This window comes from Paraburkholderia sp. HC6.4b, from assembly GCF_014200875.1.
In the GTDB taxonomy this organism is placed as follows: domain Bacteria; phylum Pseudomonadota; class Gammaproteobacteria; order Burkholderiales; family Burkholderiaceae; genus Paraburkholderia; species Paraburkholderia tuberum.
Map to the genome: position 1 here is coordinate 214,838 of NZ_JACHDC010000006.1, position 19,425 is coordinate 234,262.

15 protein-coding genes are annotated in these 19,425 nt (G+C 65.5%); 11 read left to right on the forward strand and 4 right to left on the reverse strand.

Going from position 1 to position 19,425, the window contains the following annotated elements; translation table 11 throughout:
• Positions 1 to 155: 155 nt before the first annotated feature.
• Positions 156 to 1,991 carry a thiamine pyrophosphate-requiring protein gene (locus HDG34_RS11635; RefSeq protein WP_184060119.1) on the reverse strand — a complete coding sequence of 612 codons (1,836 nt, stop codon included), beginning with the start codon at positions 1,989 to 1,991 and terminating at the stop codon, positions 156 to 158.
• A gap of 96 nt (positions 1,992 to 2,087) precedes the next feature.
• Positions 2,088 to 2,990, reverse strand: coding sequence for a YihY/virulence factor BrkB family protein (locus HDG34_RS11640; RefSeq protein WP_090809917.1), 903 nt, complete (start codon positions 2,988 to 2,990; stop codon positions 2,088 to 2,090).
• A 159-nt stretch (positions 2,991 to 3,149) separates the two neighbouring features.
• Here HDG34_RS11640 and HDG34_RS11645 point away from each other — a divergent pair, with 159 nt between their 5' ends.
• The 8 genes from HDG34_RS11645 (at position 3,150) to HDG34_RS11680 (ending at position 12,353) form a co-directional block, all read left to right on the forward strand.
• Entirely contained in the window at positions 3,150 to 4,232 is a 1,083-nt protein-coding gene (locus HDG34_RS11645) for a ligase-associated DNA damage response exonuclease (RefSeq protein ID WP_184060121.1), read from the forward strand.
• Positions 4,233 to 4,242: 10 nt separating this feature from the next.
• On the forward strand, positions 4,243 to 5,916 hold the full coding sequence (locus HDG34_RS11650) for an ATP-dependent DNA ligase (RefSeq protein WP_184060123.1): 1,674 nt from the start codon (positions 4,243 to 4,245) through the stop codon (positions 5,914 to 5,916).
• A gap of 443 nt (positions 5,917 to 6,359) precedes the next feature.
• Positions 6,360 to 6,836, forward strand: coding sequence for a response regulator (locus tag HDG34_RS11655; RefSeq protein ID WP_018425151.1), 477 nt, complete (start codon positions 6,360 to 6,362; stop codon positions 6,834 to 6,836).
• A 270-nt stretch (positions 6,837 to 7,106) separates the two neighbouring features.
• Positions 7,107 to 7,973 (forward strand): glucose 1-dehydrogenase, encoded by an 867-nt coding sequence (locus HDG34_RS11660; protein WP_184060125.1) that lies wholly within the window; start codon positions 7,107 to 7,109, stop codon positions 7,971 to 7,973.
• Between the two features lie 87 nt (positions 7,974 to 8,060).
• Positions 8,061 to 8,375: a hypothetical protein gene (locus HDG34_RS11665; RefSeq protein ID WP_184060127.1), complete on the forward strand. Its 315-nt coding sequence runs from the start codon at positions 8,061 to 8,063 to the stop codon at positions 8,373 to 8,375.
• A 155-nt stretch (positions 8,376 to 8,530) separates the two neighbouring features.
• Positions 8,531 to 9,091, forward strand: a complete 561-nt coding sequence (locus tag HDG34_RS11670) for a (2Fe-2S)-binding protein (RefSeq protein WP_090809927.1) — start codon at positions 8,531 to 8,533, stop codon at positions 9,089 to 9,091.
• The gene (locus HDG34_RS11675) at positions 9,088 to 10,095 is read left to right on the forward strand and encodes a xanthine dehydrogenase family protein subunit M (protein ID WP_184060129.1); all 1,008 of its coding nucleotides are present in this window, start codon (positions 9,088 to 9,090) and stop codon (positions 10,093 to 10,095) included. Before HDG34_RS11670 ends, HDG34_RS11675 begins: the two co-directional genes overlap by 4 nt.
• Positions 10,092 to 12,353 carry a xanthine dehydrogenase family protein molybdopterin-binding subunit gene (locus tag HDG34_RS11680; protein WP_184060131.1) on the forward strand — a complete coding sequence of 754 codons (2,262 nt, stop codon included), beginning with the start codon at positions 10,092 to 10,094 and terminating at the stop codon, positions 12,351 to 12,353. The genes HDG34_RS11675 and HDG34_RS11680 overlap by 4 nt, the downstream gene beginning before the upstream one ends.
• A 71-nt stretch (positions 12,354 to 12,424) precedes the next feature.
• On the opposite strand, the gene HDG34_RS11685 is transcribed toward HDG34_RS11680, so the two are convergent.
• Positions 12,425 to 12,847 carry a PRC-barrel domain-containing protein gene (locus HDG34_RS11685; protein WP_184060132.1) on the reverse strand — a complete coding sequence of 141 codons (423 nt, stop codon included), beginning with the start codon at positions 12,845 to 12,847 and terminating at the stop codon, positions 12,425 to 12,427.
• A 292-nt stretch (positions 12,848 to 13,139) separates the two neighbouring features.
• Here HDG34_RS11685 and glgX point away from each other — a divergent pair, with 292 nt between their 5' ends.
• From glgX to HDG34_RS11700, 3 genes are all read left to right on the forward strand, one after another.
• Positions 13,140 to 15,353: a glycogen debranching protein GlgX gene (gene glgX / locus HDG34_RS11690; RefSeq protein WP_184060134.1), complete on the forward strand. Its 2,214-nt coding sequence runs from the start codon at positions 13,140 to 13,142 to the stop codon at positions 15,351 to 15,353.
• A gap of 151 nt (positions 15,354 to 15,504) precedes the next feature.
• Positions 15,505 to 15,681, forward strand: a complete 177-nt coding sequence (locus HDG34_RS11695) for a DUF2934 domain-containing protein (RefSeq protein WP_184060136.1) — start codon at positions 15,505 to 15,507, stop codon at positions 15,679 to 15,681.
• A gap of 95 nt (positions 15,682 to 15,776) precedes the next feature.
• Positions 15,777 to 17,756: an AI-2E family transporter gene (locus HDG34_RS11700; RefSeq protein ID WP_184060138.1), complete on the forward strand. Its 1,980-nt coding sequence runs from the start codon at positions 15,777 to 15,779 to the stop codon at positions 17,754 to 17,756.
• Between the two features lie 22 nt (positions 17,757 to 17,778).
• On the opposite strand, the gene HDG34_RS11705 is transcribed toward HDG34_RS11700, so the two are convergent.
• Positions 17,779 to 19,371: an efflux transporter outer membrane subunit gene (locus HDG34_RS11705; protein WP_260321134.1), complete on the reverse strand. Its 1,593-nt coding sequence runs from the start codon at positions 19,369 to 19,371 to the stop codon at positions 17,779 to 17,781.
• Positions 19,372 to 19,425: the final 54 nt, after the last annotated feature.

A 19,425-nucleotide genomic window follows, 5' to 3' on the forward strand; every position in this document is an offset into this window, starting at 1 on the left:
ACGGCGAGGACGTGTGTGAGCATGAGATAACGGCCGACGTGATGGCCTGCGGCGAAGCAGACCCAATGAGCGCGTGCACGGAGCGCGCGCCATTTTACCAGCCACGTTCTGCGTCGAACGTTGGCGCGCACAGGCGTCGTCGAGCCGCTACCGCGTCATTTGTCGTGATGCCCCGGCAGCACGGCACCGAGCACCTGCTTCGCGGTTTCGACCACCACGTTGCCCTGATCGGGGTCGCCCTTCATCAACGTCTCGGCGAACGCTTTGGCCTGCGCGAGCGTGACATGCGGCGGCAGCGGCGGCACGTTCGGATCGGCCTTCACCTCGATCACGACCGGACGATTCGACGCGAGCGCGTCGTCCCAGGCGGTGGCCATCTGATCGGGATTGTCGACATAGATGCCCTTCAGACCGATCAGCTCCGCGAAGCGGTGATACGGCACGGACGGAATGCTCTGCGAGGCCTCGAACTTCGGATCGCCTTCCATCACGCGTTGCTCCCATGTGACCTGATTCAGGTCGCCATTGTTGAGCACCATGCAGATCCAGCGCGGATCGCTCCAGCCTTGCCAGTACTTCGCGACCGTGATCAGTTCGGCCATGTTGTTCATCTGCATCGCGCCGTCACCGACGAGCGCAATCACGGGCCGCTCGGGGTACGCGAACTTCGCGGCGATCGCATAGGGCACGGCCGCGCCCATCGACGCGAGCCCGCCCGACAGCGAGCACATCATGCCGCGCTGCACTTGCAGATCGCGTGCGTACCAGTTCGCGACCGAGCCCGAATCGCTGGTGACGATCGCGTTCGAGGGAATGCGCTTCGACAGCTCCCATACCGAGAGCTGCGGATTCAGGCCATCTTTCGCGGGTTCGTGCGCGCGTTTCTCCAGCGTCTTCCACCAGTCGGACACCCAGCCTTCGATGCGCTCGCGCCACAGCCGATCCTTCTTTTCCTCGAGCAGCGGCAGCAGCGCGCGCAGCGTCTCGGCGCTATCGCCGACGAGGTTCACTTCCATCGGATAACGCAGGCTCAGCATATCGGCCTTGATGTCGATCTGCACGCCGCGCGCGTCGCCTTCCTTCGGCAGAAATTCCGAGTAGGGGAAGCCCGAGCCGATCATCAGCAACGTATCGCAATGGGTCATCATGTCGTAGCTCGGCTTCGTGCCGAGCAGGCCGATCGAACCGGTCACCCACGGCAGATCGTCGGGAAGCGCGGCCTTGCCGAGCAGCGCCTTGGCGACGCCGGCGCCGAGCTTCTCGGCGATCGCGATTACTTCGTCGGTCGCGTGCAGCGCGCCCGCGCCGACCAGGATCGCGACCTTGCGGCCCGCGTTCAGCACGTCGGCGGCCTGGCGCAACTGCGCGTCGCTCGGCACGACGCGCGGGCGCGCGTAACCGATGCCCGAATGCAGCGTGCCATGCTTGCGCCCCGGCGGCTCGTAGGAAATGTCCTGCAGATCGTTCGGCAGTATCAGCGCCGTGACCGCGCGCTCGGCGAGCGCGATGCGCACCGCGCGATCGACCAGATGACGGACCTGCGCGGGCATCGTCGCAAAGCCGACGAACGAGCCGGCCACGTCCTTGAACATCGCGGGCAGATCGAGCTCCTGCTGATAGTGTCCGCCGATCGCCGCGCGTGCCTGCTGACCGGTAATCGCCAGCACCGGCATGTGATCCATGCGCGCGTCGTACAGCCCCGTCAGCAGATGCGATGCACCCGGCCCCGAGGTGGCGATGCACACGCCCAACTCGCCGGTGAATTTCGCATGCGCGGAGGCCATGAACGCGGCCATTTCTTCGTGACGGACCTGAATGAATTCGATCGGGCCCGGCTGATCCGTGCTTTTGTGGCGTTTCTTCGCTTCGCTCTGCGCGCGGTTCAACGCGCCGAACACGCCGTTGATGCCATCGCCTGGATAGCCGTAGATACGCCGCACGCCCCATGCGTGCAGCCGCCCGATGATGAAATCGCCGACGGTTTCAGCCATGATCCTCGCTCCTCGATAGCCAGTCGATGCCGCCCTGCGAAACGGGCGGCCGTCGTCGGTATCGCCGAGCAAGGGTTGTTCCTTGCGACTGGCTTGCTACCCGGTCTTGATCCTCGGCTGCGGCGCGTCGAGCGGTTCGTGGCCGAAGCGCTCGTATTGCGATATCACCTGCGCGCCGAACAGCAGCAAGGTGGCGAGCCATTCGAAGCTGAGCAGGATCACGATCGCCATCGTCAGCGAACCATAGACGACGCTGACCTGCGACAGCGTGGCGAAATACCAGACCAGCACGTGCCGCGTGATCTCCCACAACGCGCCGGCCACCACGCCGCCGATCAGCGCGTGTTTGAGCGACGGCCGTCCGACCGGCATCACCAGATACACCGAGGTCAGCACGAAGATTTCGCCGGCGAGCCCGAACAGATACAGCATCACTCGCGAGAAGCCCTGCAACGACACGTGCAGGCCGAACAGTCTCAGTCCTTCTGCGCCGATCGTGTCGAGCGCGCTTGACACGAACGTGACGATCAGCAGTCCCACGCCAAGAAACAGGATGTAGCAGTACGGCAGCAGCGCCGAGATCAGGAAGTGGCGCCGCTTCACGACGACCCGATGCACGAAGATCAGCGACATCGCGTTTTCGAGCACGGTGAACGCGAGCGAGCTGAAGAAGATCATCGTCAGCAGCAGTACCCAGCCGATTACCGCGCGATGCAGCAGGAAGTTCGACAGCTCACGCACGAGCGCGGCCGATTGTCCGGGCACGAGCCAGCGCAGCAGATGCGCAAGCGCGTCGAGCACCAGCTGCTGCGGCACCACGCGCGACAACACGATGACGATCAGGATCAGCAGCGGCACGATGGACAGCAACGCGTAGTACGCGACCGCGCCCGCGAGCAGCAGCCCCTGGTTCGCGCGAAACGCTTTCAGCGTTTGCAGCAGGAAGCGCCAGGGATGTCTGGCGATATACAGCGCTTGCTGGTCGAGCAGGATCGGCATGAGGCCTCGCGGTGCGCGCCGGGCACTGCCGGATGGCAGCCGCTCCCGACACGCCTGTGTGCTTTATATACCGTAAGCAGAAACGGGGCCATCAATGGCGCGGCATATAGTTTGCTTGGCCGCGTTCGCAAGATCGCGTTCCCTTGCCGAGGACAGCCGATGGATCAGTCGCCGCGTCAGACCGACACCGCGCCGCAAGCCAACGATCTGGTGATCGCGCGGCCGGAGGGACTGTATTGCCCGCCCGGCGATTTTTACATCGATCCGTGGCGGCCGGTCGAACGCGCGGTGATCACACATGCGCATTCCGACCACGCGCGTTTCGGTCATCAGCGCTACCTGGCCGCGCGCGCGGGCGCGAGCGTGCTGCTATTGCGGCTGCCCGGCATCGCGCTGCACACGCTCGACTACGGCGAGCCGCTGACGATTGGCGCGGCGCGCGTGTCGCTGCATCCGGCCGGGCACGTGCTCGGCTCGGCGCAGGTGCGGATCGAATACGCGGGCCGCGTATGGGTGGCGTCGGGCGACTACAAGCTCGAAGCCGATCCGACCTGCGCCGCGTTCGAACCGGTGCGCTGCGATACGTTCATCACCGAATCGACGTTCGGCCTGCCGATCTATCGCTGGGATACGCCGCAAAGCGTGTTCGATTCGATCGATTCATGGTGGCGTCACAACGCCTCCGAAGGGCGCGCGTCGGTGCTGTTCTGCTATTCATTCGGCAAGGCGCAACGCGTGCTCGCGAGTGTCGATGCGGCGATCGGGCCGATCTTCTGCCACGGCGCGCTCGAGCCGCTCAATCGCGCGTATCGCGACGCGGGCGTGCGTCTGCCGGCGCTCGGTCTGGTCGGCGAGATTGCAGCGAAAGACAAGGGCGTATTCAAACAGGCGCTGATCGTCGCGCCGCCGTCCGCGCAGAACAGCGCGTGGCTCAAGCGCTTCGGCGACTACAGCGATGCGTTCGCGTCGGGCTGGATGCGCCTGCGCGGCGCGCGTCGCCGGCGCGGCGTCGATCGTGGCTTCGTGCTGTCGGATCACGCGGACTGGCCGGGTTTGCAAACGGCGATACGCGAGAGCGGCGCCTCCCGCGTGATCGTCACGCATGGCTCGATCGAACCGATGGTGCGCTGGCTCAACGAGCAGGGCCTGCACGCCAGCGCGTTCGAAACGCAATACGGCGACGATACCGTCGAAGCCGACGCGGCCGGCGCCGACGAAGCGCCGGCGACGAGCGAATCATGACGGGCACCGTATGAAACGCTTCGCGGCTCTCTACACCGCGCTCGATGCGACCACGTCGACGCACGACAAGCTCGCGGCGCTGACGAGTTATTTCTCGGTGGCCGACCCCGAAGACGCGGCATGGGCGTCGTATTTCCTCGCGGGCGGCAAGCCGCGTCAACTCGTGCCGACGCGTTTGCTGACCGAAATCGCACGCGAGCGCGCCGGCTTGCCCGAGTGGCTGTTCGAGGAGTCGTATCACGCGGTGGGCGATCTGGCCGAGACCATCGCGCATATCCTGCCGCCCGCGTCGCGCAACTCCGAGCTGGGTCTCACGCAATGGATCGAGCAACGCATGCTGCCGTTGCGCGGCCTGCCGCCCGACGAGTTGCGCAGGCGTCTGCTCAGCTACTGGGACGAACTCGACTGGGGCGGTCGTTTCCTGCTGACCAAGCTGATCGGCGGTGGCTTTCGTGTCGGCGTCGCGCGGCAACTGGTGGTGCGTGCGCTCGCCGAAGTGGCGGGCGTCGATCACAAGCGGATCGCGCAACGAATGGTCGGCTGGACCGATTCGCAACAGAAGCCCGATGCGGCGCGCTATCTGCGTCTGATCGCGCCGCAGACCGACGACGATCCGCAAGCGCACGCGCCTGAACACGATAGCGACCTCGGCCTGCCGTATCCGTTCTTTCTCGCGCATCCCTTGCAGACCGATCCGGCCACGCTCGGCGATCCCGCGCACTGGCTGATCGAGTGGAAGTGGGACGGCATACGCGCGCAACTCGTCAAACGCGGCGGCCGCGTGTGGTTGTGGTCGCGCGGCGAGGATCTGATTACCGATCGTTTTCCCGAAGTCGCGGCATTGGGCGAGTCATTACCCGATGGCTACGTGATCGATGGCGAGATTCTCGCGTGGGAGCCCGGCGCGGCAGCGCCATTGCCGTTCGCGCGGCTGCAACCGCGCATCGCGCGCAAGACGCTGACGCGCAAGATACTCGCGGATTCGCCCGCCGCGCTGCTCGCATACGATCTGCTCGAAGCAAACGGACGGGACCAGCGCATGAACCCGCTCGCTGAACGGCGCGCACGCCTCGATGCGCTGGCCAGCTCCGTCGATGGCACGCTCGCGCGTGGTCTGCTGCGCATATCGCCGCTCGTCCTTGCAGCGGACTGGAGCGCGCTCGCGGCGTTGCGCGACGAGAGCCGCGCGCGCGGCGTCGAAGGTTTGATGCTCAAGGAGCGCGAGTCGATGTACGGCGTCGGTCGTACCAAGGCGTCGGGCACGTGGTGGAAATGGAAGATCGAGCCTTATGCGGTGGACGCTGTACTTATTTACGCGCAGCGCGGTCATGGCCGTCGCGCGAGTCTTTACACGGACTACACGTTCGCGGTGTGGGACGAGGCCGACGGCGTGCGCACGTTGGTGCCGTTCGCGAAGGCCTATTCAGGGCTCACAGATGAAGAGATGCGTCGGGTCGATGCGATCGTGCGCAAGACCACCGTCGATAAATTCGGCCCGGTGCGCAGCGTGACGCCAACGCTCGTGTTCGAGATCGGCTTCGAAGGGATACAAGCGAGTTCGCGTCACAAGTCCGGCGTGGCCGTGCGTTTTCCGCGCATGCTGCGCTGGCGCATGGACAAACACATCGACGACGCAGATACGCTCGCGATGCTGAAGGGGTTTATCGATAATCGTGCGGGATAACCCGCAGAGCACAAACCCCTAACATGTCGAGCATTTTTTTATCGGCATCGTCGCTTATTCTTTTGATAAGACCGCGTCATCGATTCGCGCCATAAGTGCGATTGCGGCTTGCATTGCGTGGACCCCTCAATCCGTTGAAATACCGATATCGTGCGACGCCTCTGAACGAGACGGATCGCACAAGGACAGTGCGTCGATCGATGTTGCGCAGCGCGCACATCGCAGGCGCCGTCATTCAAACGCCGTGACGAATGGGCACGCTGAATCCCGCATTCCAGGTGATTGCAACGTCGGAATGCGCGACCAGGCGTGCTGGCCGCGGCATCGTCCGAGCGAAGCGGAAATAACAAAGAACCGGTCGTAGTCCGGCAGACGCAACGGGATCGAATCTTGCACGGGTGGCGCGGATGCCCTTCAGGGCCAATGTAAAAGGGCGAGAAAAAATGACTGTGTTCAACGACAACGTGGACAGCAGCGACGACGTGCTCGTATGGCGACCAATCCGCTATGCGATGGCCGCGCATCGTCGCGTGCTGGTAGTCGACGATTACCGGGAAGCGGCCGATGCGCTGCAAATGCTATTGATGGCCGACGGCTTCGAATGCCGCGCGCTCGACGATCCGTTTGCCGTGTGCGAGACCGCGCGCGAATGGCAGCCCTTCGCGGTGGTGCTCGACATCAAGATGCCTGGACTCGACGGGCTCGAACTCGCGCGGCGGCTGCGCGCGCATCCGCAGACTTCACACATGCTGCTGGTCGCATGTACCGCGTTTGCGTCGCGCGACGATCGCGCGCTCGCGAAGGCCGCCGGCTTCGACGCGCATTGCGCCAAACCGTTGACACCCGAGCGTCTGCTGCGCGTGCTCGAATCGGCGGCGGCGTTGCATGCGGCGGAGCCATCATCTGAATCACGTTGTTAGCGAAAACTCACTGACAGTTCTGTTATTTCTGCACGGTCGTCGGCAGAAAATCGCACTCGTCGCTCTGCGAATCTGTTTGTCATCAATCTGCCATCTGTCCGCCACCGTTCTGTCCAACGCAGTTTCTTAAGCCATGCGTGCCCCTGCGCCGCCCGGCGCGCAGCAGTTTCCTCTCGCTATTGCAGGCAGGCCCACTCGTTGCTGAAAGACCGATGACGCGGCGCGCTCGTGCGCGCCGCCCATGGTCATTCGCACCGAGGGAGATCCGACATGAGCGACACGCAACGTCCGGCACCGCCGTTTCCTGAACAGCAGCAGGACCAGAGGCCCGGCCGCACGGCCGACATGAACCCGCAACCGGATCACGGCGAGAAAACCTATGAAGGATCGGGGCGTCTCGCAGGCAAGGCGGCGATCGTGACCGGCGGCGACAGCGGCATCGGCCGCGCGGTCGCGATCGCGTTCGCGCGCGAAGGTGCGGATGTGCTGATCGCCTATCTCGACGAAGACGACGATGCGCGCGAGACCGCGCGCTGGGTCGAGGACGCGGGTCGCAAGGCGGTGCTGGTCGGCGGCGATATCCGCGATCGCAAGCATTGCGATGCGATCGTCGACAAGGCGATCGAGGCATTCGGCCGGCTCGACGTGGTGGTCAACAACGCCGCGTATCAGATGAGCTATCCGTCGCTCGATGCGATCAGCGACGAAGAATGGGACAAGACCTTCGATACCAACATCGGCGCGATGTTCAGGATCACGCGCGCGGCGGTGCGCCATATGAAGCCGGGCGGCGCGATCATCAATACTTCGTCGATCAATGCCGATCATCCGAATCCTGGTCTGATCGCGTATGCGACCACCAAGGGCGCGATCCAGAACTTCACCGGTGGCCTCGCGCAATTGCTCGCGGAAAAGGGCATTCGCGCGAACTGCGTGGCGCCGGGACCGATCTGGACGCCGTTGATTCCATCGACGATGCCGGCAGACAAGGTCGAGCAGTTCGGCAAGCAGGTGCCGATGAAGCGCCCCGGCCAACCGGCCGAACTGGCCGCCGCGTACGTGATGCTCGCATCGGATGAAGCGAGCTACATCTCGGGCGCGACGATTGCGGTAACGGGCGGCGCGCCGATTATTTAGGTTGTCGAACTGATGGCGGCATGGCCGCCTGCGCTCACGTACGAGGTTCGCGCAGTGGGTTTTCATAACGTCTTAAGGGAGAGTGCCATGAAGATCGATGTATCCGTCAAACTGGCTGCCGCGCTCGTTTCAGGCTGCTTCGCGCTAGGCTTTGCGCAGGCGGGCTTCGCGCAGACCGGTACCAATCCGTCCATGCAAAACAGCAAGTCTGCCGCGCAACCCGGCGCAAGCCTGGAAGAATCGCGCACGCCGGACACGACCAGCGCGAACAATGCGAACGGCAATGTCGGCGAATCGGGGGGCGCCACCAATGGCGTCGCCGGCGGCGGCAATGGGAAAACCACCAACAGGCGCTTCAAAGGCGCGACGCCGCCGCGCGCGGGTAGTGGGGCGGGGCAATAAGCGATCCGTCGAGCGCGTCGGCCTGCCTCGCGACGCGCCGGACGCCGCGGCGGCATCGCGCTCGCGCGCTGTCGCCGCTTTGCATTGGTTTGAATTGCGTTGAGTTCCGTCGCGCGCCGCACTGCTTGCGCGATGCCTTGTGAGGAGGAAATCCGATGGCTACCCCCGATGCTGAAACCGCCCGGGCCGACGCGCCCGCGTCGCATGCATTGACGTTCGAGATCAACGGCGAGACGCGGCGCTTCGACGTCGAGGCGTGGACCTCGCTGCTCGATCTGCTGCGCGAGCATGCGCACCTGAGCGGCACCAAGAAGGGCTGCGATCACGGTCAATGCGGCGCTTGTACGGCGATCGTCAATGGCCAGCGGATCAATACCTGCCTCGCGCTCGCGGTCGTGTACGACGGCGCATCGATCACGACGATCGAAGGTCTCGCGAACGGCGACACGTTGCATCCGCTGCAGCAGGCGTTCATCGATCACGACGCGTTCCAGTGCGGCTACTGTACGCCCGGACAAATCTGCTCGGCGCACGCGATGCTCGAAGAAGGACATGCGCGCTGCGCGGACGATGTGCGCGAGCAGATGAGCGGCAATCTGTGCCGCTGCGGCGCGTATCCGAACATCGTCGCGGCGATTCTCGACGCTGCGCATTTCGGTGACGATGACGCAAGGCAAGACAGTGCGGTCGCGAATAAATCTGGAGCGCGGCCATGAACCGCTTCTCGTACACGCGCGCCGATGCGGTGCAGGATGCGCTCGAACGGCATCGTTCGGACAGGGGCGCCGCGTTCCTCGCGGGCGGCACGAATCTGGTCGACCTGCTGCGCGAAGACGTGGCGCGCCCGGCTTTGCTCGTCGACATCAACCGTTTGCCGCTCAGGCAGATCGAAGCGTCGGCGCAGGGCGGCGTGAAGATCGGCGCGCTCGTAACCAATAGCGCGCTCGCGTATGACGATACCGTCGCGACACGCTACCCGCTGCTCGCGAAAGCGATCCTGGCGGGCGCGTCGCCGCAGATTCGCAACGTCGCGACGGTCGGCGGCAATCTGCTGCAACGCACGCGCTGCTACTACTTCTACGACGTGGGCACGCCGTGCAACAAGCGCGAACCCGGCAGCGGCTGTCCGGCGCTGCACGGCGTGAACCGCATTCACGCGATCCTCGGTGCGAGCGAGCACTGCATCGCCGTGCATCCGTCCGATATGTGCGTCGCGTTGGCGGCGCTCGGCGCCACCGTGCATCTGATCGGCAACGACGGCGCACGCACGCTGCCGTTCGCGGATTTTCACCGGCTGCCCGGCGATACGCCGCAGATCGACACCAACCTGCGCGACGACGAACTCGTGACCGCGATCGAACTGCCGCCGCAAGGCTTTGCCGCGCATCACGCGTACGTGAAGGTGCGCGACCGCGCATCGTATGCGTTCGCGCTGGTGTCGGCCGCGGTCGGTGTCGAGCTCGATGACGAGTCGCGGATCGTCGACGCGCGGTGCGCGCTCGGCGGGGTCGCGCACAAGCCGTGGCGCGATCCCGCCGCCGAAGCCGCACTGCGCGGCGCGATGCTGAACGCGCGAACGTTGCGCGATTTCGCGGCGACGCTGCTGCGCGGTGCGCGCACTCAGCGCGACAACGCGTTCAAGATCGAACTCGCGGCGCGCGTGATCGTGCGCGCCTTCGGCGAGGCCACACAACGTTCGTTCGAGGAGGCCGCGCGATGAACCGTGCCGATACCTTGCCGTCGACAGGCAGCCCGAAGCCTGCCACCGGCGTGCCGCATTCGCGTGTGGACGGGCCCGTCAAAGTGACCGGCGCCGCGCAATATGCCGCCGAGTTCTGCGTCGAAGGGCTCGTGTATGGCGTCGTCGTGTCGGGCACGATCGCGGCAGGCAAGATCGTGTCGATCGATACCTCGGCCGCCGAGGCGCTGTCCGGCGTGCTGCTCGTGCTCACGCATCGCAAGCGCCCGGCGCTGCCGTCGGACGTCGACGCGTTCAAGGACATGATTGCGCCCGGGGGCACGCCATTGAGGCCGCTTTGGGACGAGCGCGTGTGGTACAGCGGGCAGCCGGTCGCGCTGGTGGTCGCGCAATCGCTGGAACTGGCGCGCTACGCGGCGTCGCTGGTGCAGGTGGGTTACGAGGCCGGCTCGCACCAGACCGATATCGAAGCAGCGTTGACGAGCGCCGTGCCGCCGTCGGCCGAGAAGGGCGGCTTCGATCCGCCTCCGCCCGAGCGTGGCGACCCACGCAAGGCCTTGGCCGATGCAAAGGCGCGCGTGGACGCGTTCTACACGACACCACCGGAGTATCACAATCCGATGGAAATGCACGGATGCACCGTGGTGCCCGATGCGCAAGGACACTTGACCGTCTATGAAAAGACTCAGGGCGTCGTCAATACGAAGGGCTATCTGACGCGTGTGTTCGGTTTGAAAGACGACGAAGTGCAGGTGGTGTCGCCGTTCGTCGGCGGCGCGTTCGGCTCCGGCTTGCGGCCGCAATATCATCTGGCGCTCGCGGTAATGGCCGCGCGCGAACTGAAGAAACCCGTGCGCGTCACGCTGACCCGGCAGCAGATGTTCACCTTCGCGCATCGTCCGCAAACGGTGCAGCGCGTCGCGCTCGGCGCGTCGGCGGATGGCCGCCTGCAGGCGGTGATCCACGAGGCGGTGTCGGAAACCTCGCGCTACGAGGACTACTGCGACGTGGTGGTCAACTGGGCGGGGCAGCTGTATCGATGCGACAACGTGTCGATGGGCTACAGGGTCGCGAAGCTCGACGTGCCGACACCGGCCGACATGCGCGCGCCCGGCGCGACACAAGGGCTCTTTGCGCTCGAAGTCGCGATGGACGAACTGGCCGAGGCATTGCGGATGGACCCGCTCGAATTGAGGCTCGTCAACTATGCGGAGCGTGACGCGAACAAGAACCTGCCGTTTTCGAGCAAGGCGCTGCGCGACTGCTATCGCGAAGGCGCGGCCCGCTTCGGCTGGGCGGGGCGGCCGCTCGAGGCGCGCGCACGCCGCGACGGCAACGAGTTGATCGGCTGGGGCATGGCGACCGGTGCGTGGGACGCGATGCAGAACGAAGCGGCCGCACGCGCGGTGTTGACGCCCGATGGCCGCGTCAGCGTGTCGAGTTCGACCGCCGATATCGGCACCGGAACCTACACCGCGATGACGCAGATCGCCGCCGATGCGCTCGGCGTGCCGCTCGGCGACGTCAGCTTCGAACTCGGCGACACCCGGCTGCCGAAGGCGCCGATCGAGGGCGGATCGTGGACGGTGTCGTCGGTGGGTAGCGCAGTCGATGCCGCGTGTACGCGCCTGCACAACCGTCTGGTTGAACTGGCGCGCGAACATGGTGGCGCACGGTTCGCGTCGGCGACTCGCGAACACGTGCGGCGCGAGCGCAACCGGCTCGTGTGCGGCCCACACGCGGACGACTCGATCGCGATTGCGACGCTGTTGCAGCGTGCGGGGCTGGACGAACTCGAAGAGCAGGCCAGCGTGAAGCCGCACGAAAAGCAGCAGGCGTATTCGATGGGCACGCATTCGGCGGTGTTCGCCGAAGTGCGCGTCGACGAAGCGCTCGGCACTGTGCGGGTCACGCGCGTGGTCAGCGCGGTCGCGGCGGGACGCATCGTCAATCCGAAGACGGCGGGCAATCAGGTCGCGGGCGGCGTCGTGTGGGGCATCAGCATGGCGCTGCACGAGCACGGCCAGTTCGATCACGCGCTAGGACGCCAGATGAATCACAACCTCGCCGAATATCACATGCCGGTGAATGCCGACATTCACGAGATCGACGTGCTATTCGTCGACGAGCGCGATGACATCGTCAATCCGCTCGGCGTCAAAGGTGTCGGCGAAATCGGCGTGGTGGGCGTGGCCGCGGCAGTGTGCAACGCGATCTGGCATGCGACCGGCAAACGCATCCGCGATTTGCCCATTACGCCCGACAAGCTGCTCGGCTGACTACGCCCCTGAACGCCTGTGCATGGACGGCCCGTTGCCGCGTCGATCGATTCGACGCGGCAACGCCGCGCTCAATTCGCGTACTTGAACTCCGGCAACGCCTCGAGCGATTTCTTCGTCGCCTCGGGCAGCACGACGCGCCGGTTGTCGATCTGCAGATCGTTGAACGGCACGGCGACCAGATGCTTGCCCATGCCGAGAAAGCCGCCGACCGACAGGATCGCATACGTGGTGCGCTCGGTGCCCGGCGACACGATCAGATCGTCGAGCGTGCCGATGTTGTCCTTGTTGCGGTTGTACACGTCCGCGCCCGACAGCTTCGACGCGCGATAGCCGCTCGCGAGCTGCACGACGTCCGTGCGTTTTTCGGTGATCGCCTGCGGCGCGCCTTGCGCGAACGCGCTGCCGCACGTGCCCAACGCGGAAATCAGCGTCATGGCGGCGAGAAGCGATGCGGAAGCGGCCAGCGGTGTGATCTGCGGGTTGCGCATCATCTGTGTTCTCCCGGTTTGGTGTGGTGGCGTTTCGACGGCGCGCAATGCGTGCGCCTTGCCGGTATGCTGCAAATCTCATGCCGCGACTTTGAGCTGAGGGAAAGCGAGGCGCATCAGGCCCACAAGTTGCTACACGCACCGGCCCGCTGCTCGCGCGGTGCAATGTCCGGCGCGCGGGCCTCCAATGCCTACACTGGAACAATGAGCAGCAAAGAACACGTGGAAAGGCAGTTGAAAAAAACACATGCATGACCCTGAGATACACACCTCCTTGCAGCCATTGAGAACACCTATGTCTTCCCCAGCCAGCTACTCGACACGCATTGCCGAAGGCACGCCTTTTCCGCTCGGCGCGACATGGAACGGCAGTGGCGTCAACTTCGCGTTGTTCTCCGCGCACGCAACCAAAGTCGAACTGTGTCTGTTCGATGAAACTGGCCAACACGAACTCGAACGGATCGAGCTGCCCGAATACACCGACGAGGTATGGCATGTGTTCGTACCGAATCTGAAACCGGGTGCCGTCTATGGATATCGCGTGCATGGTCCCTACGAGCCCGAAAACGGGCATCGCTTCAATCCGAACAAGCTGCTGCTCGATCCCTATGCGAAGGCGCACATCGGCGAGCTGAAATGGGCGCCGGAAATTTTCGGCTATACGCTCGGCTCGGAAGAGCTCGACCTGTCATTCGATGAACGCGATAGCGCGCCTTTCGTGCCGAAGTGCAAGGTGGTCGATGCGAATTTTTCGTGGAGCCATCCGGAGCGCAACGCGCTGCCGTGGGAGCGCGTGATTCTCTACGAGACGCACGTGCGCGGCTACACGAAACGTCATCCGCGGGTGCCCGAGCGTTTGCGCGGTACGTTCGCGGGTCTGGCGCAGCAGCCGGTGCTCGACCATATCCGCAGCCTTGGCGTGACCTCGGTCGAGCTGATGCCGATCCAGACTTTCGTCAACGACAGCCATCTGCTCGACAAGGGTCTCACGAACTACTGGGGTTACAACACGATCGGCTTCTTCGCGGCCGATCCGCGCTTTTTCGCGTCGTCGACCGAGTCGGTCGGCGAATTCAAGGAGATGGTCGACCGCTTTCACCAGGCCGATCTCGAAGTGATACTCGACGTCGTGTACAACCACACGGCCGAAGGCAACGAACGCGGCCCGACGGTCTCGTTCAAGGGCATCGACAACGCGTCGTACTACCGGCTGATGCCCGACGAGCCGCGCTACTACATCAACGACACCGGCACCGGCAATACGCTGAACCTGTCGCATCCGCGCGTGCTGCAGATGGTGACCGACAGCCTGCGCTACTGGGTCACCGAAATGAAAGTGGACGGTTTCCGCTTCGATCTCGCGACGATCCTCGGCCGCGAAGATCACGGCTTCGACGAGGGCGGCGGCTTTCTCGACAGCTGCCGCCAGGACCCGGTCCTCTCCAGCATCCGGCTGATCGCCGAGCCGTGGGATTGCGGCCCCGGCGGCTATCAGGTGGGCGGTTTTCCGCCGGGCTGGGCCGAATGGAACGATCGCTTCCGCGACACCGCGCGCGCGTACTGGAAGGGCGACGAGGGCACCGCCGCCGATCTCGCGACGCGCGTCACCGCGTCGGGCGACAAGTTCAATCATCGCGGCCGGCGGCCGTGGGCGAGCGTGAACTTCATTGCCGCGCACGACGGCTTCACGCTGAACGATCTGGTCTCGTACAACGACAAGCACAACGAGGCAAACGGCGAGGACAACCGCGACGGCCATTCGGACAACAAGTCGTGGAACATGGGCGCCGAAGGACCGACCGACGACGCCGACATCCGCCAGCAACGCGAGCGCCAGAAGCGCAATCTGCTCGCGACGCTGCTGCTGTCGCAGGGCACGCCGATGATCCTCGCCGGCGACGAATTCGGCCGCACGCAGCAGGGCAACAACAACGCGTATTGCCAGGACAACGAGATCAGCTGGGTCGATTGGGATGCGATCGACGACGACGGCCGCGCGCTGACCGAGTTCGTGCGCAATCTGACCACGTTGCGCCACCGTTTGCCGGTGCTGCGGCGCGGCCGTTTTCTGACTGGCGAATACAACGAGACGCTCGACGTGACCGACACGCGCTGGCTATCGCCGGACGGCACCGACATCACGGGCGAGCAGTGGGCCGATCCGGCGATGCGTTGCTTCGGCCTCGTGATCGACGGCCGTGCGCAGGCGAGCGGCATTCGCCGTCTCGCGTCCGACGCGACCTTGCTGCTGGTGCTGAACGCGTATCACGACGTCGTCAACTTCACGCTGCCCGACATTCCCGAGGGCGATTTTTGGACCTGCCTCGTCGACACCAACATGCCGGTGCGCGCCGAGCTGCCGCAATTCAGCGCGGGCGATGCCTACCAGGTGACCGGCCGCTCGCTGCTGCTGTTCGCGCTCGAAGCGCCGAGCCGCGCGACGCAGCGCGTGTTCGACCGCCTCGAAGAGCAGTTGACTTCCGACGAAGGCGAGTCCGCGCCAGGCTAGTGCAGGCTGGCGAGCGACGCCAGCCCCGTTGCAAAAGCGGGCCGCAGCACAGGTACAAGGTTTGCTCGTTCTGTGGTTGACGATACGCACGCGTCTGCGACCTTCGCCACGGCAGGCGTGCGCACGCAAACGGCCAAGCTGGAGTGAACAAATGGAACAGGAACCGAGCGTCGACGAGCAGATCCGCACGCGCGCCTACTATCTGTGGGAGCAGGCGGCCGAGCCGAAGGGCACGCCCGAGCAATACTGGGAGCAGGCCCGCCGTGAGATCGAGAAGGAGGCACCACCGGTCGAGAGCGGGCCGGTGTCGGGCGATTCGATGAAATAGACATTGCTCAACGGTATTGAGTAATAAGACTCCGAGCCGGCGAACCGCGTGCGGCTCAGAGACCGTTTTCCCATGCCCGATCTTCGCTCCGCAACATGAACGACACACCCGAGCCGCGCGGCACGAGCGCCGCCTCGCGCATTCAGGCGGCCTCCACCGCATTCGGTATCGAGGGGCTCGTCACGTTCGGCGTCGGCGTGATCGCGGTCGCATGCCTGTACGTCGCGAGCGCGGTGATGATTCCGATCACGCTCGCGATCCTGTTGAGCTTTCTCGTCGCACCGCTCGCCGATGCGCTGTCCCGGCTCAAGCTCGGCCATGTCGCGTCGGTGTGCGCGGCGGTCCTGATCTCGGTGTCGGTCATCGCGCTGCTGTGCGCGGTAATCGCCACACAGCTGACCGATCTCGCGGCCGGCATGCCGCGCTATCAGGCGACCATCCAGCACAAGATCGACACCGTGCACAGTCTGACGATCGGCAAGCTGAACCGTTTCGCGAGCGAGGCGGGGCAGGCATTGCAGCGCGCGACGATCGAGCCGCCGCAGCCGCGAGCGCCGAACGGCGCCGCGGCCGCGGCGAGTCCGCAGGCGTCGACGGCGGTGCCGGTGGAAGTGCGCGAGCCGGTGCCGACGCCGTTCGAGCTCGCGCGACGCGTGCTGTCGCCGGCCATCAGTCCGTTGGCAACCGCGTTCATCGTTTTCGTCGTCACGATCGTGATCCTGCTGCAACGCGACGACCTGCGCGATCGCGCGATCCGGCTGTTCGGCTCGCGCGACCTGCACCGCACGACCACGGTGATGGACGAGACCGCGCGGCGCCTGAGCCGCTACTTCGTGTCGCAACTCGGCGTCAACACCGGCGTCGGCGTCGTGATCGGGACGGGGCTGTTTCTGATCGGCGTGCCGAGCCCGATCCTGTGGGGCATTCTCGCGGCGCTGCTGCGGCTCGTGCCCTACGTCGGCATCTGGATCGCGGCGATACTGCCCACCGCGCTCGCCGCCGCGGTCAGTCCCGGCTGGGCGATGGCGATCTGGTCGCTGGTGCTGTTCGTGGTCGCGGAACTGGCGGTGGGGCAGGTAGTCGAGCCGCTGCTGTATGGGCGCAGCACCGGCCTGTCGCCGTTTTCGGTGGTGGTCGCGGCGATCTTCTGGAGCTGGATCTGGGGGCCGATCGGGCTGATCCTGTCGACACCGTTGACGCTGTGTCTGCTGGTGCTCGGGCGGCACGTGCGGCGTCTCGAGTTTCTCGACGTGCTGCTCGGCGATCAGCCCGCGCTGACGCCGGTCGAAAACTTCTATCAACGCGCGCTCGCCGGCGATCCGGATGACGCGATCGAGCAGGCCGAAGTGCTATTGCGCGACCGCTCGCTGTCGGCCTATTACGACGAAGTCGCGATCAAGGGCTTGCGGCTCGCGGCCAACGACGTGACGCGCGGCAGCGTGACGAGCGTGCAACTCGCGCGCATCGAGTCGACGACCAACGACCTGGTCGACGGCCTCGACGGCTACGAGGATCGCGAGCCCGCGCCGCTCGCGACGCAGGCGAAGCCGGCCGCAGTGGGGCCGCTGGCACCTTCCGACGAAACGCAGGCCGCGCGGGCGATGCCACGATCGGTCGACGCCGCGCCCGTGTTCGCCTCGCATGCGCCGACGAGCCGCGTGTTGTGCCTGCCGGGCCGTGGCCCGCTCGATGCGCTCGCGACGATCATTCTGCTGCAGTTGCTCGGCAAGCACGGCTTCGCGGCGCGCTCGCTGCCGCACGAGGCGGTGTCGCGCGCGTCGATCGACAGCCTCGTGGCGGACGACGTGGGCATCGTCTGCCTTCTGTATCTGCAGATCGACGGCATTCCGTCGCATCTGCGCAATCTGATCCGGCGCATCCGCACGCGCTTGCCGAACGTGTCGATCGTGGTCGGCCTTTGGACACCCGAGGATACGCAGCAGTGGAGCGCGGAACAGCAGGAATCGCTGGAAGCGGAGTGCGCCGTGACGTCGTTGCAGCAGATGCTGGCCGCGTGCGGTCGTCTCGATGCGACGCGAACGGTGATCGCGGAGCCCCAGTTCGAGCATGGCTGAAGCCTTGCGGCAGCGTCGCTGGTTATCCGCCGCCGCCTGACCGCGTCGCCGCGCCCGTTGCTCCCGCCGCATCGGCATCGCTCTGCCAGCCGCCGCCTAGCGCCTTGTACAGCGCCACCAGGTCGGTGCTGACCTGGGTCGTGCCCTGAGCGTATTGCTCTCGTGCCTGCGCGAGCTGCCGCTGCGCATCGAGCACGTTGATGAAGCTCGTCAGCCCCTTGCGATAGCTATCGCGCGACAGATCGAACGAGGTCTGCTGCGCGGTGACGCTGTCCGCGAGCGCATCGCGCCGCGCCTGATCGGTGCGGTAGACGACCAGCGCGTTGTCGACGTCCCTCAGCGCGCTCAGCACGGTCTTGCGGTAATCGAGCGCGGCTTCGGCCTGTTGGGCCTTCGACATGCGCAGATTGGCTACCAGCGCGCCGCCCTGGAAAATCGGCAGAGACACGGTGGGCCCGAACGAATAGAACAGGTGCGACCAGCGCGCGAGATCGCGGGCATTCGTCGCGCGCATGCCGGCCTGGCCGGTCAGCGACACGTCGGGGTAGAACTGCGCGACCGCGACGCCGACACTGGCCGTTGCCGCATGCAGATTCGCCTCGGCGCGGCGGATGTCGGGCCGGCGCCGCGCGAGCGTCGACGGCAAGCCTATCGGCACGACGGGCGGCACCGGCGGCACGGTTTGCGGCGTGCTCAGTTGCGCTTCGAGCGCGCCGGGCGGCTCGCCGATCAGATACGCGAGCGCGTTGAGTGACTGGGCGATCTGCTGATCGTATTGCGGCAACTGCGTTTTCGTTTGCGCGAGCTGCGCCCGCGCGCTTTGCACGTCGAGCTCGCTCGCGAGCCCGACCTTCGCCTTGTTCTGCGTCAACTCGACGGTCTCGGCTTGCTGCTCGACGAGGCTCATCGCGATGTTGTGCAAGGTTTGCGCGCCGCGCAGCTGCATATAGGTCTGCGCGACCTCGGCTTCGAGCGACAGCAACGCGTCGTTGCGGCTCTCGTACGCGGCCTCGGTTTGCGCGTTCGCGGCCTCGACCGAGCGACGCACGCGGCCGAACAGATCGAGCTCCCAGGTTGCGTCGAAGCCGACCTGCCACAGATTGATCGGCGCGCTCAACTGGTCGAGCAGGTTGTTCGCGCCTTTTTGCAACGCGGCGCCCGCGCCCGGTGCGATCGCATTGACGGGCGAATTGGGCGCGCCGAGCTGATCGACCTTGTCGTAGGCGCCGTTCTCCTGCAGAAAACCTTTGAGGCCAAGCTGCTCGCGCTGATAGCTGCCGGTCGCGCGCAGGTTCGGCAGACCCTGCGCGGCCGCCGATTGGACCTGGGTGCGCGCTTCGACGATGCGCAGCACCGCTTGCTGCAAGTCAAGATTGCCGAGCGCGGCGCGCGCGATCAGCGCGTCGAGCGTCTGATCGTTGAAACTGCGCCACCAGCGCGGGTCGGGATCGGTGTCGAGGGTGGGCACCGAAGCGACGTTGGGCCTCGTTACGGACGCGTCGCTCGCGGCGGCATTCGCCGCGGTGCGCTGCGTATCGTGCCACTGCGCCGGCACGTCGGCGTACGGCGCATGAAAGTCGGGGCCGACCGTGCAGGACGCGAGCAGCGCGGACATGCCGACGACGACACAGGCAATCAAACACGTGGCGGGTTCGGGAACGCCGCGCTT